The 13,552-nt window shown below is 36.7% G+C and carries 14 protein-coding genes and 1 pseudogene; 9 read left to right on the top strand and 6 right to left on the bottom strand.

The genetic code is table 11. The features are described from left to right. From AC1RNS_RS23695 to AC1RNS_RS23665, 7 genes and pseudogenes are all read left to right on the top strand, one after another. On the top strand, nucleotides 1-1,122 hold the full coding sequence (locus AC1RNS_RS23695; RefSeq protein ID WP_492996235.1) for a Nif3-like dinuclear metal center hexameric protein: 1,122 nt from the start codon (nucleotides 1-3) through the stop codon (nucleotides 1,120-1,122). Between the two features lie 15 nt (nucleotides 1,123-1,137). Beyond that, nucleotides 1,138-1,362 carry a hypothetical protein gene (locus tag AC1RNS_RS23690; RefSeq protein WP_492996234.1) on the top strand — a complete coding sequence of 75 codons (225 nt, stop codon included), beginning with the start codon at nucleotides 1,138-1,140 and terminating at the stop codon, nucleotides 1,360-1,362. 202 nt (nucleotides 1,363-1,564) lie between these two features. After that, complete coding sequence (locus AC1RNS_RS23685) at nucleotides 1,565-1,813, top strand: DUF2164 domain-containing protein (protein ID WP_492996233.1); 249 nt, start codon at nucleotides 1,565-1,567, stop codon at nucleotides 1,811-1,813. Nucleotides 1,814-1,928: 115 nt separating this feature from the next. After that, complete coding sequence (locus AC1RNS_RS23680; protein ID WP_492996232.1) at nucleotides 1,929-2,468, top strand: NADPH-dependent FMN reductase; 540 nt, start codon at nucleotides 1,929-1,931, stop codon at nucleotides 2,466-2,468. Between the two features lie 279 nt (nucleotides 2,469-2,747). Then, nucleotides 2,748-3,308, top strand: a complete 561-nt coding sequence (gene lepB / locus AC1RNS_RS23675) for a signal peptidase I (protein ID WP_492996231.1) — start codon at nucleotides 2,748-2,750, stop codon at nucleotides 3,306-3,308. A 20-nt stretch (nucleotides 3,309-3,328) separates the two neighbouring features. Next, nucleotides 3,329-4,225: pseudogene (locus AC1RNS_RS23670) on the top strand (PhzF family phenazine biosynthesis isomerase). A 116-nt stretch (nucleotides 4,226-4,341) separates the two neighbouring features. Next, nucleotides 4,342-5,181 carry a CPBP family intramembrane glutamic endopeptidase gene (locus AC1RNS_RS23665; RefSeq protein WP_492996230.1) on the top strand — a complete coding sequence of 280 codons (840 nt, stop codon included), beginning with the start codon at nucleotides 4,342-4,344 and terminating at the stop codon, nucleotides 5,179-5,181. A 209-nt stretch (nucleotides 5,182-5,390) separates the two neighbouring features. Here the strand turns inward: AC1RNS_RS23665 and AC1RNS_RS23660 are convergent, their stop codons facing one another. The 4 genes from AC1RNS_RS23660 to AC1RNS_RS23645 all read right to left on the bottom strand — a co-directional run bounded on the left by AC1RNS_RS23660 (nucleotide 5,391) and on the right by AC1RNS_RS23645 (nucleotide 9,016). Continuing rightward, entirely contained in the window at nucleotides 5,391-5,570 is a 180-nt protein-coding gene (locus AC1RNS_RS23660) for a hypothetical protein (protein ID WP_492996229.1), read from the bottom strand. Nucleotides 5,571-5,750: 180 nt separating this feature from the next. Further along, nucleotides 5,751-6,287, bottom strand: a complete 537-nt coding sequence (locus AC1RNS_RS23655) for a tubby C-terminal domain-like protein (RefSeq protein WP_492996228.1) — start codon at nucleotides 6,285-6,287, stop codon at nucleotides 5,751-5,753. A gap of 152 nt (nucleotides 6,288-6,439) precedes the next feature. Beyond that, on the bottom strand, nucleotides 6,440-7,702 hold the full coding sequence (locus tag AC1RNS_RS23650; protein ID WP_492996227.1) for a dicarboxylate/amino acid:cation symporter: 1,263 nt from the start codon (nucleotides 7,700-7,702) through the stop codon (nucleotides 6,440-6,442). Between the two features lie 264 nt (nucleotides 7,703-7,966). Next, nucleotides 7,967-9,016 (bottom strand): TRAP transporter substrate-binding protein, encoded by a 1,050-nt coding sequence (locus tag AC1RNS_RS23645; protein ID WP_492996226.1) that lies wholly within the window; start codon nucleotides 9,014-9,016, stop codon nucleotides 7,967-7,969. Between the two features lie 114 nt (nucleotides 9,017-9,130). On the opposite strand from AC1RNS_RS23645, the gene AC1RNS_RS23640 reads away from it, so the two are divergent. After that, on the top strand, nucleotides 9,131-10,711 hold the full coding sequence (locus AC1RNS_RS23640) for an ATP-binding protein (protein WP_492996282.1): 1,581 nt from the start codon (nucleotides 9,131-9,133) through the stop codon (nucleotides 10,709-10,711). Between the two features lie 112 nt (nucleotides 10,712-10,823). Further along, nucleotides 10,824-11,525, top strand: coding sequence for a response regulator (locus tag AC1RNS_RS23635; protein WP_492996224.1), 702 nt, complete (start codon nucleotides 10,824-10,826; stop codon nucleotides 11,523-11,525). Nucleotides 11,526-11,569: 44 nt separating this feature from the next. Here the strand turns inward: AC1RNS_RS23635 and AC1RNS_RS23630 are convergent, their stop codons facing one another. Then, the gene (locus AC1RNS_RS23630) at nucleotides 11,570-12,538 is read right to left on the bottom strand and encodes a 4-hydroxy-3-methylbut-2-enyl diphosphate reductase (RefSeq protein WP_492996222.1); all 969 of its coding nucleotides are present in this window, start codon (nucleotides 12,536-12,538) and stop codon (nucleotides 11,570-11,572) included. Nucleotides 12,539-12,611: 73 nt separating this feature from the next. Continuing rightward, nucleotides 12,612-13,124 carry a VrrA/YqfQ family protein gene (vrrA, locus tag AC1RNS_RS23625; RefSeq protein ID WP_492996221.1) on the bottom strand — a complete coding sequence of 171 codons (513 nt, stop codon included), beginning with the start codon at nucleotides 13,122-13,124 and terminating at the stop codon, nucleotides 12,612-12,614. Between the last annotated feature and the right edge of the window lie 428 nt (nucleotides 13,125-13,552).

Here is a 13,552-nt window from a genome sequence, read left to right as displayed (position 1 = left end):
ATGAAAATGGTAAATGGACAAGAAATTATACAATTATTCGAATCATGGTCACCTAAAAAGCTTGCTTGTATGGAAAATGATCCAATTGGGCTTGCGATTGGCACCTTAAACAAACCTGTAAATAAAGTATTAGTTACATTAGATGTGAATGAAGCCGTAGCTGATGAAGCCATTGCGCAAGGCTGTGAGCTTATAATAGCCCATCATCCTCCTATTTTCAGACGTTTGGCGAATATTTGTACGGATCATCCAACTGGACGTTTATATGAGAAGCTCCTAAAAAATGATATAGCCGTATATGCAGCACATACCAATCTCGATGTAGCTGAAGGCGGTGTTAACGACTTATTAGCAGATGCACTTCAGCTTGAAAATCGTTCCATCTTAGAGGAAACGTATGCGGAAAATTTGTTAAAGCTAGCTGTTTTTATTCCAACGGCCAATGTCGAAGATTTGCGTAAAGCATTAGCGAAGGCAGGAGCAGGTCGTATAGGTGATTATGAAGCGTGCAGTTATACAACTATGGGGGAAGGGCGTTTTCGTGCACTAGCAGATGCCAATCCGTATGTAGGTTCAATAGGGGAAGTCCATGTTGAAGAAGAGTTGAAGGTAGAGGTTGTATTGCCCGAATCTATTAAAAACCGTGTATTGAAAGCCATGTTACAAGTACATCCATATGAGGAACCTGCCTATGATATTATTCGCTTAGACCAGCAGACAAATGTCATGGGATTAGGGCGAGTAGGTTACTTGCAACAGGAACTAACACTTCATGATTTTGCGCAATTTGTGAAGCAGCAGCTAGATGTACCCGCTGTTCGTGTTGTAGGTGATTTACAGTCAAAAGTAAAAAAAGTAGCGCTAGTTGGTGGGGATGGCAATAAATATATTTATGCTGCTAAGCGTGCAGGCGCAGATGTATTTTTAACGGGAGATATGTATTTCCATATGGCACAAGATGCACAGGCGATTGACTTGCAGATTGTAGATCCTGGTCATCATGTTGAAAAAGTGATGATTGCGGGCGTAGCGAAAAAGATGACGAAAATGTGTGAAGATAAAAAATATACGGTAGAATTTGTACAATCTACTATTCATACAGAACCGTTTCTGTTCGTATAAGAGAGGGGAATAGATGTGGCAAGTGATGGGCCTACAGCTAATAAGTCCGGAAAGTTATGGGTAATGATTGGTTTAATGATTGCTGTATTTGGTTTAGGAATGACATTTATGACAAATACGATGAATGCCAAAAAAATTGATGCCATGACAGAGCAGTGTGATAAAGATGGTGGAGAAGCTATTGTCTCCAAGGAAAAAAATTTTCTATCAACAAGCTATTCTTTTAAATGTGAACAGTAAGATAAATGAAATATATATTGTAGAAAAAGAAATGGTTTCCGTAGAGTAAGGCGAGTGAAACAGAAATTATATGTCATCGACACAATCTTTTTCAAAATAAAAAGGCTGAATTATACTGTTTAATTCAGTCTTTTTGTGTATATATATAGATAAAGTTTATAGTGTTATGATGATTGAGAAAATAGTAGAGGAGAGTTTTTGCATGTTTATTCGACTGACTAAAGAGCAGCAAGAATTAGTTATAGCAGATATACAACGATTCTTCTATAACAATCGAGATGAGGATATTACAGAATTTGAAGCGGAGAGATTTTTTGATTTTATAAAGGAATACATTGCTCCGCATATTTATAATGCTGCTATCTCTGATGCAAAATATGCGATAGAAAGACAATATGCATCGATGGAGGATGAGCTTGCAGCATTAGAAAGACCCATTAAGATAAAATAAATGTATTGAATAAAGCAATGTATTCCTGTACAGGATGTCTAAGAGTGCTAATTTATTCTGTTGGAATGCCAATGAATAATTGGAGCCATCTATTTTGGGATGAAAGAGGAGGAGCATGGTGTTGAAAATAGGAATTATTTTAGGAAGTACGCGTGAGGGTCGTTTAAGTCCACAGGTAGGAGAATGGGTAAAGAAAGTGGCTGAAAAACGTAGTGATGCAGACTATGAAGTCATTGATATTGCTGATTTTAAGCTGCCACTTCTAGGTGAGCCAGGAGGAGATGCTTCTGGTGCTGCTGCATGGTCCCAAAGAGTTGCAGCTTGTGATGGCTTTGTATTTATTGTTGCAGAATATAACCACTCCATTACGGGGGCATTAAAAAATGCATTAGATTATTTACGTGAGGAATGGAATAACAAGGCTGCTGGTATTGTTTCTTATGGCTCTGTAGGCGGAGCAAGGGCCGCTGAACATTTACGTGGCATTCTTGGCGAATTATTAGTAGCAGATGTCCGTGTACATCCCGCACTATCTTTATTTACTGACTTTGAAAACGGCACAACATTCAAACCAAAAGAGGTACAGGCAGACTCTGTAAAGCAAATGTTAGATCAGCTTATCCCTTGGGCAACTGCATTAAAAACAATTCGATAAGAGCGTGAAGCAGTATGTTCTGTAAGTGTACATACTGCTTTTTATATGCAATGAATATCTTGGGAAATGATTGTTCCTAGCTTGTTATATACCATTTTTCGAAAAATAGGGCTGTATGGAAGGAATGACTAGTATGAATGTTCTGGCCATATATAAAGAAACCAGAATTTAGTACTGAATTTTAGTTTATTTAGAAATACATGGAACTTTTCTTGTGGTAGATTCGTATCCATTAATATAAGATAATTAATTGAAATAAGAAGAATTGGGGTATGAGACGTGGCACAAAATCAAAATGAACTTTGGGCATGGATTAAAACAATTGTATTAGCCATTATTTTTACGATGGGGATTCGTTATTTTCTTTTTTCTCCTGTAGTTGTAGAAGGAGCCTCCATGATGCCAACTTTTGAAGATGGTGATAAAGTTATCGTAAATAAAGTAGGTCCGAAAATTTCAGATTATCAACGCTTTGATGTGATTGTCTTTAAGGCGAGTGAAAAAGAACATTATATTAAGAGAATTATCGGGTTACCAGGAGATCATATAGCCTATAAAGATGATGTTTTGTACATAAATGGCAAGGCCAATGAAGAACCTTATTTAACAAAGTATAAAGAAGCATTGCTGGATAAAGGCGATTTTACCTATGATTTTACTTTAGAGGAGCAATTAGGTGAAAAGATTGTACCAGAGGGTCATTTTTTTGTTCTTGGTGATAATCGTCGAAGAAGTATAGATAGTCGAGATCAAACAGTCGGATTTGTTGCACAGGATGAAATTTTGGGGACAGCAGGTTTGGTATTATGGCCATTTGATCGAATTGGTAGTACACACTAGCTAGTAGAAAAGAGGAAATGATAAAAATGGTGACAGTCTATCATTATGATGCATTTAGTACAATCCCTAATAAGGGAAATCCAGCAGGTGTTGTGGTAGAGGGAGATTCATATAGCGATGATGAGATGCAGGCGATTGCAAAGCAAGTAGGCTTTAATGAAACAGCATTTGCCCTAAAATCTGAGCGAGCAGATTTACGAATACGTTATTTTACGCCAGGTCATGAAGTAAATCTGTGTGGGCATGCTACAATGGCAACGATTTATGCGCTATAAACAAAAGGTCTATTAGAGAATAAGCGAGTTTTTACCATTGAAACAAAGGCTGGCATCCTTCCAATTGAAATAACGGAGCAAAAATCAGGAGACATTTACATGACCATGCAACATGCAGCACCTCAGTTTGTAGCCTTTAACGGTTCAAAAGCCGAGCTTGCACAATCTATTGGACTACAAGAGGAAGCTATACATCCAGAGTTACCAATTGTTTATGGCAGTACAGGTCTTTGGACATTGCTTATACCGATTAAAAACTTAGAATTTTTTAAAGCGATGGCACCACAAACAGCTACATTTCCGACTATATTAAAGGAAATGCCAAAAGCATCCTTACATCCATTTTGCTTAGAGGCATTTGATAAACATGCCGATATGCATGCAAGACATTTTTCTTCTCCTTATTCAGGAACAATTGAAGATATTACAACAGGTACTGCATCCGGTGTGATGGGTGCCTATCACGCAACCTATATTGAACAGCAAACACAAAGTGAAAAGACACTTATCGTCGAACAGGGTCAGGAACTTGAGAAGGATGGACGTGTGCATGTGCATGTAAAAAATGATAACGGGAAATTAACTATTTCGATTACAGGTACTGCTGTCTATGTGAAGGAATTAGATATCTCCTTGAAATAAAGTTGTACCGCTTAACTCCGTTGGATGTACTTTGTCTAAAGTAATTAAGTTGAAAATAGTATTTTGTAAAATAGATAAACTCAATAATATACACAGTAATCGGAGAGAAATCAATATTGAAAAAGTTAATAACTACCATTTTAAAAACGGTTATCTTTTTTGTTGGATGGGCAATTTTAATTTCTTTTGCACCCGATATACAAACAAATAATAAGGCATTATTACGATTATGGTGGGAATTCGTACCACTTTCTTTAGTAGTTTTATTTTCTTTTATTTTTGTTTTAGTAATAGAAAAGGATAAAATTAAGATCCCCTTAGCTTCAAGATTCTTTAAAAATTCTCTGATAGGTGTTGTAATAGGTTTCTTATGGTTGGGTAGTGTGGTAGCTGTTCTTTTACTTACAAGGACAATGAATATACATGACCAAAACAATATTGATTACATATGGATTTGGATTTTGGCATCACTATTGAATTCTGTAATGCAAGAATTGCTGATGAGAGGTTATCTATATCAATTATGGAAGCAAAAATATAATGTAGTTGTGGCAACGGTTTTAACTACTATTTTATTTTCTGCGATGCATGGTGGAGCATTTGAAGCAGGTATTATACCGGTGCTTAATGTTGTTACAATGAGTATACTTGTAACATTACTATTAGAATACACAGGCACAATAATAGCACCAATAATTGCTCATTTCACTTGGAATACAATTGGAGCAATTATATTTGGCGGTGTTTCTTTGGCAAGTGATTATCCAAATATCTTCAACAGTACATTTCAAGGAAATCCATTACTATCAGGTGGCATTTATAAAATTGAAGGCAGTATTATCGTCTTAGCTGTTAATTTAATTCTAATTACATACTTGTTTATAATAAATAAAAGAGTGTCTAGCAATAAGGTTGCTTCTAAGATTGAGCATGATTGTGGAGCTTCACATTTCTAAATGATTAAATTTTTTAAAATAGTCTCCATAGAAAGAATTTGTTTTAATCATTCTTTTTTCAGAACAGGCTCTCTTAATTTTACATAAAAAGTGGGTATCCGAGTTATTTTTGATTAAATTTTATTTTAAAACAACATCTAACTCATAAAAAAAAAGGGGTAGCTCAAGTATTCAGTACTTAGAAGCTACTCTCGTTGACATTTTTTTAATTAATGTTTAATTTCTTCAATGACTTTTTCTTTTAAATCGGCATCCATAGAGGAAAGCTTCACATTATTTGTAAGACGTTCTTTTAACTCTCGATCAGTCATAATGCCACGTTCCTCTAAGATTTGAACAAGAAGATTTAAAGTCATTAAATTTTTAATCTCTGCTGCCTTTGAATCCATATAAACCCCTCCAAAAGTATAGTAAATCTACTCTTTTAGTGTACTCCTATTTTGAAGAGACTGTATAAAATGGGCAAAACAAAGCGAATATATTTTGTGTTCCGGAATATCTGGAATAATTCTAGCATGTAAAAGCTTTTGGAGATTTCAACTACCTTATTTTGAATGAGAGGTCCTTCTTTAATTATTTAATAAGAATAAAGTTTGATAAAGCGTTGCTAGTAAAGCGACAAAAAGTGTATCATCGGAGTCGAAAAGCTTAAATGCTATTCCTGTACGCACTAGTTCAGTTTCTATATTACAAGCACTTGCTATTTTTTCATCATTGCAATATAAATAGGCGGTTGAAGTAAAATCCTTTTCAAAGCGAAAAATGAGTCCGTCCATTGTAAACGAATAGGAGGATTCAAGTAGCTGCACGGTCTTGCGTTGAATTGGTAGGGTAGTTCCATCTGGCATCACAAGTTGATGGCTAACCCCCTTCGTTAAGAGAGTGGATTGCACTTGAAAAAGCGGTGCTCCTAAGGTAGTGCGAGTTTCATAATGATGTGGTAAGGATTGCTGTGCAGCTACTAGCATAACTGCATTGATAACTTTTCCAAAGGATGAACGTTCAATCTTTTGCAATACACATACTGCTTCATTTCGTTCATTAATAATAGGGATATGTGAAAAGCTTTCGAATGCTTTCGGAAAGGTAAGTGTAAATGTAGCCATAAAAAGCCTCCAATCTACTAGACTATACGATGAAACCTAATCCTAGGTTTCATCTTTTTATAAATATTATTTTGATATAAGAGATGAAAAAGAATGAACTAAAAATAGCTGACCATTGATGTGAAAATTACATCGATGGTCAGCTTTTAATATTATTGTATTGTTACTTCACCTGCAAGAGCGCGCTTTTCTTGCTCTGGATCGAATTCTTTTTCCATTTTTGAAACAACAACTGTTGCAACACCATTACCAATTAAGTTTGTTACGGCACGAGCCTCTGACATAAAACGATCGACCCCGATTAAAAGTGCAATCCCTTCCACTGGAATCATAGGGAATGCTGCTAGTGTTGCTGCGAGCGTAATGAAGCCTGAGCCCGTTACACCAGCCGCTCCTTTAGATGTCAGCATTAAAATGGCTAATAATGTAATTTGATGCCAAATGTCTAATTCCACGCCATAAGCTTGAGCTATAAATATTGCTGCCATGGATAAGTAAATAGATGTACCATCTAAATTAAAGGAATACCCTGTTGGCACAACAAGACCAACAACTTGTTTGGAGCAGCCATAGTTTTCTAGCTTACGCATCATCGAAGGTAATGCTGATTCTGATGAGGATGTCCCAATAACAATAAAGATTTCATCCTTAATATATTTAATAAACTTAAAAATACTAAAGCCAAAATAGTGTGTAATCAGACCGATAATGACTACGATAAAGATAAACATCGTGATATAAACAGACAGCATTAAAAATCCTAAGTTTCCAAGTGATTTTATACCGAAATTTCCAATTGTATAGCTCATGGCACCAAATGCACCAATAGGGGAAATCTTCATAACCATATTAACAATTTTAAAGAAAATATCTGCTACTTGTTCGAAAAATTTAATAACAGGTTTTGCTGGCTCACCAATCGCAGCAGCAGCTAGCCCAAATAAAACTGCTGAGAACAGCACTGGTAGTAATTCACCGTTAGCAAGTGCGCCAACAACGTTATCAGGAATAATTTGCATGATAAATGCACCGAAGCCATGCTCCGCGGCAGCAGCTTGTTGTGTATATTGAGACACATCTGCAGCGTTTGCAGCATCTGTATTAAAGCCCTTACCTGGTTGTACAATATTGACAACGAGTAAGCCAATTGCTAGTGCAAAAGTAGAGACGATCTCAAAATAAATTAAGGCCTTCCCTCCGATTTTCCCAACCTTTTTTACATCGCCCATACTTCCAATTCCAATAACAACTGTTAAGAAAATGATAGGAGCTATTAACATTTTAATTAATTTAATAAAAATATCGGCTAATATTTTTAACTTCGCTCCAAACTCTGGGAACATGGCACCGACAATTATACCAAGTACAATAGCTATCAGTACTTGTACGGTTAAGTTTTTTAAATTTATACGCATAAAGTTCTCCCCCTACAACATTAGTGACTATTGTGTGAACGCTTTCATGTGGTTATCATAGCTGAAATTTTCCGACAATAGTTTTTATGACCGTAATGTTTCTATTGTTCATTTTGTTCATTCTTAGTTGAAAAGGGTAAGAAATCAGTATTTGCAAGGATTAAAAGCTGTTTTATAGTAGATTTGAAATTGAAGAATCTATTATAATACAAAAGAAAAATTCCTCACGATTAGTGAGGATTTATCATTAATGAACAAAAGTATTTAAGGAGCAACGATTTTTTCAATTCTCGATAAGACATCATCATTTTGTATATTGGTTTTATAAAAGTCATAGACAGGTGCAAGCTTTTCTTTAAATCGTTGTCGTTCCTCACTACTCATCGTGGAAATTTCAAAGCCTTCTTGCTGCTCTAGCTTTCGTAAATCCTTTTCATTCATCATAACGGCTTGTTCAAATTGCCAATCTGTTGTTTCCTTCATAGCCTCCATAATCTGCTTTTGAGTCTTTACAGGTAGAGACTTCCAGAAGGTTTCATTCATGAGAACAGCATACCCTAAAATCCCATGCTGTGTTAATGTCATATGTTTTTGTACCTTATAAAAGCCTTTAGAGTAAATATTAGATGCTGTATTTTCCTGTGCATCAATGGCATGTGATTCAAGGTCCGTAAAAACCTCACTAAAGGAAATCGGAATAGGCGTTGCTCCAACAGACTCAAATTGCTTCTCAAGTGTTTTACTTGGCATTGTTCGGACACGTAAGCCTTTTAGATCCTCGAATGTATGAATAGGATAATCAACAGAGGTTAAATGTTTAAAGCCATTGTGCCAGAAGCTAAGTCCCTTTATTTGAAAGGGTTCAAGCTCATTTAATAGCTGTTCGCCAATTGAGCCAGTAAGAACGTCATGGACTTCATCATCTGTATTAAAAAGATAGGGTAAATCTAGAACCTGCCAGTTTGGTACATAGGCTGTCATTTTAGAGAAAGTAGGGATAATCATTTCTACTTCTCCGTTTTGTAATGCTTGAAATTCATTTTCATCATTAAATAAGGAGGAGTTTGGGTAGACATGTACCTTTACCTCACCATTTGTTTTTTCCTCAACAAGTTCTGCGAATTTACTTGCAGCCTGTCCCTTCGGTGTATTTTCTGCTACTACGTGACTTAAATGAATGGTAATTTGTGTATCCAAGCCTTTTTGTTCATCGTCGTAGGGAAGGGGGGTAGCGAATAGTAGGCCTTGTTGTACGCCAATCACGATTGTTAATAGTAAAACGGTTGCTATTGTTCCAATAATAAATTTTTTCATCTATTACACCCAATTAATTCGTATTTTCTGATGTTTTTGTTATTCTAACATATGAAGTAAGCTAAAATATAGTTAGAGGGAGGCGTTTACATCTTGAAATTTCAAAAGTTATCAATGAGAAGAAAGATCATGTCTCTGACTTTTTTTATTCTCATGCTTTCCTTTAGTATTGGTGGTACATTTTTGCTAGGATTCGTAATGAATGAGCAGAAGGATAAGCTAGGAAATCAGGCGTTGCTTGTGGCAAAAACCGTATCACAGCTTCCTGAATTGAAAACATATATTCCTGGTCTTGATTTTAATGAGGCAACAGCGCATATTAATCCTGTTGTGGAAGAAATACGCGATATAAATGGTGCACAATATATTGTTGTCCTAGATATGCAAAGACGCAAGTATTCACATCCGAATTCAGAGGAGATAGGTCGGATTTCGCAATCAGGAGATTTGAATGCCGCCTTTTCTGAACATTATTATACATCAATTGCACAAGGAGAGCATGGCGATATGGTGCGCGCATTTGTACCTATTATGAATAATGAGGGTAAACAATTAGGTGTTGTAATAGTTGGTTATAGTGTTTTAACGATTACTGAATTACTACAATCTATCCAAAAGGAGTTAATCATTACAATTTTCTTGTCTCTTCTATTTAGTGCATGGGGTGCCCATAATTTAGGACTTCATATGAAAAAGCAAATGTTTGGGTTAGAGCCGCATGAGATTGCTAAAATGTATGTGGAGCGAACAGAAACCTTTAATGCCATGCATGAAGGAATTATTGCAATAGATAACGATTTAACGATAACTATATTTAATGAAAAAGCATGTGATATATTAGGTGTTTATGAACAGCCTTCATCATTAATTGGAAAGAAAATTTATGAGGTGTTACCTGACACGCGCTTACCAGAAATTTTGGAGCTTGATCAGCCTCTTTTCAATCGTGAGCTGTATATTAATGGACATAGTATTATGAGCAATCGTATTCCAATACAAGTCAATGGAAAAACAGTTGGAGCGGTGGCCATGTTTAAGGATCGTACAGAAGTGAAAAAGCTTGCAGAAGAATTAACTGGTGTAAAGGCATTTGTACAGGCATTACGTGTACAAACACATGAGCATAAAAATAAATTACACACCATTGCAGGACTTTTACAGCTGGGACATCACGAACAGGCACTTTCTTATTTAACACAAGTGAAGGAAGAACATGATGAAATTACAAATTTTTTAAATGAACGAATTAAAAATGAAAATATTTCAGGCTTATTGCTTAGTAAAATTTCCTATGCAAAGGAGCAGGGAATCCGGTTAGAGATAGATCGAGAAAGTCATCTGACTGTATTTCCAAAAAATTTAGATCACCATGATTTCGTCATTTTATTTGGCAATTTAATCGAAAATGCCTTTGATGCATTAAAGGATACGCCGCTGGATGAAAAAATTGTGCATGTGTCTGTTGATGAGGATGAAGATGTATTGGCAATCTTAGTAACAGATAATGGTATAGGCATGACAGAAGAGGTAAGGACTCATATTTTTGATAATGGTTTTTCGACAAAAGAGAAAAAAGGGCGAGGAATTGGCCTGTATTTAATTCAAGAAATTGTACAGAAGGGTCAGGGGGATATTGAGGTTATTAGTGAGCCTCATAAAGGAACCAGCTTTTTAATAACATTTTATTATTCCTAAAGCCCAGAGGTATAAGTGATTAAAACTGAAAGCTCTTCGCTTCAATGGGTGACCTCTCAATATAGGAGAGCAAGTGATTAAAATTTTGAATTACGGTAACGGAGGGTTGACAGTGACACAGATAAAGGTGCTCTTAATAGAAGATGATCCGATGGTGCGAGAGGTGAATCGTCAATTTATTGAAAAGGTAGCGGGGTTTGAAGTGATAGGTCAAGCATCAAATGGTGTTGAGGGAATAGCTCAAATACGTAAGCTTGCACCTGATTTAGTATTCATGGATATTTTTATGCCGGAGCAGGATGGAATTACAAGTTTGCGAAAAATACGTGAGCTGAATTTATCAGTGGATGTTATTACTGTAACTGCTGCAAATGATATGAAAACGGTGAAACAGATCTTGCATCTAGGTGTCTTCGATTATATTATGAAGCCCTTTTCATTTGAACGCGTGCAAGGAACACTTGAAAATTATTTGCGTTTTAAAAGACAAATGCAAAAAGAGCGTGAGCTAACACAGGGAGAACTTGATCAGTTATTTCATTATCAGGGTGGGCAAAATGAGATTGAGCAGCCAACTATGATGCACTTAGAAAAAAACTTACCAAAGGGTTTTAATCGAGCCACACTCGAAAAAGTTATGCACTATTTGCATTCCGTAGAGGGAGCATCGGCTGAAGAAGTTGCAAGTGGTGTAGGTATTGCACGTGTTACAGCCCGAAGATATTTAGATTATTTAGAGAAGCAAGAAGAGATTACGATGGATGTGCATTATGGTGGCATTGGTCGTCCTATCAATTATTATTTTAGTAAATAACAGAAAAAACCTGATTGTGTTTAGGCAATCAGGTTTTAAGTATTTTAGTACGGCATAATTTTTTCTACAGGCTTTGGTGTCTTAATTTTAGGTAAAATTTTATCTAGTGTAACTGTACGTTTAATGACATGTGTAGTTTCATCATGTTCGTCGAACTGTTCAAGGAATGAAATGACCTCTTTGACAATCGGTGTAGGCGTTGAAGCACCTGCTGTGACAGCAACGGTATTAATGCCTGTTAACCATTCAACTCTTAGTTCAGAAACATCTGCAATTCGATAGGATGGTGTCCCTGCGATTTCAACAGACACCTGTGTTAAACGATTTGAGTTATTGGATTTTGGGTCACCAACTACAATAAGTAAATCGGCCTCCCCTGCTTGTTTAGCAACTGCTTCTTGGCGTACCTGCGTTGCTAAACAAATTTCTTTATGGACTTCAATATGTGGGAATTTTTCTTTTAAACTATCCATTAAATGAGCAACATCCCATTGACTCATAGTTGTTTGATTGGTTACCAGTAATTTATCATTTGTTAAATGTAATGCATCAATATCATTGGAAGATTGCACTAAATGTACATGCTCTGGTGCAACGCCGATTGCTCCTTCAGGTTCAGGATGCCCTTTTTTACCAATATAAATAATATCATAGCCTTGTGCTGATTTTTCACGAATTAAATCGTGCGTAACTGTTACGTCAGGACATGTAGCATCAATGGATACTAAACCTTTTTGCTTCGCAATTTCACGAATTTCAGGTGAAACGCCATGAGCTGTGAAAATAACAGTGCCAGTTTCAACCTGTTTTATGATTTCTAAACGATTATCACCATCTAATGTGATGATGCCATCCTCTGCAAAGGCATCTGTGACATGTTTATTATGCACAATCATCCCTAAAATGTAGATAGGTCTTGGTAATGTTTTATCGAGTGCGGCGTTACGAGCGATTACCATCGCATCAACAACACCGTAGCAATAGCCACGTGGATTAATTTTTAATACTTGCATGGTTGTGACTCCTTTCAAGCTTACCTACCTACATTATAACGGACAGGGGCGACGAATACAAAGAAACGTTCATCTACATAGGAGGCTGGAAAATACGTGGTTTGGATGGAATTGGATCTGGCGGAGTGAATGATGCATTTTGTCGAGAAGACCTTCCGCTTTTTGTAGAACCTGCTCCATCACTCGCTGTAGCTTTAGCTGCCCCAGTCTTCTCTCCAGTAGATGGAAGACCTTGAAACCCTTTATACAATTTTAATAGGGAGGGAATATTTTTTACCATAGGCATGGCTTGTTGTATATAGGGTGTATAAGTTTTGGCTGAATTGAACAAGCTATTGGCTTGCTGTAAAAATGAGCCGATTTTAGAGGCTCCTTGAACTGGCGGCATCGGCATTTGCCCTCCGAAAGTCCCTATTCCGCTAGACATTGGAAAGCCACCCGGAATTCGTGGTTGAACTGGGAAGCCTCCAGGAGGTAAAAAGGACTGCGGTGACATCTGCTGTGTTGGCATTGGCATCGGCATTTGCATGGGCATTCTCATGCCGCCGGGATACATTGGGAACTGATAGGGTGGTCGAAATACCATAATGATCTCCTTTCAATACTTGTTTATCATTGATGACATACCTGATTATAGTTATGATATGCAGATGGCTATGCTAGCGTTCGACAAAGACAAAGAAAATACACGACCAATAATAGACTTTGTTCATCTTACCTATATACGTACTGTTAAATAGGAGTATTTCTCAAATCGTCACATTTTTTTTACTTTTCCGTCTACTCGCAGGGGTATAATGGATTACTAGTAGCTGCTTACTTATAGAAAAGTACTTGTAGGATTTATCTTCATTCAGCAGAAGACTTCTACCCCTATAGGTGGTGAGATAAATGCAGTGTTTTGGTTCCTTTTCAGTGGGTGTCCAAACACCTACTCAAATAGAGGAACTCAGTCTAAGAACGCCACGTCCTGTGGCAATTTATCTGTGCGAAAGCGAAGCGACAGCAACACGG

Source organism: Lysinibacillus sp. GW821-FHT14F06 (assembly GCF_058803665.1).
The sequence above is the reverse complement of the archived record's forward strand: the minus strand, read 5'-3'. Positions and strand labels throughout refer to the sequence as shown.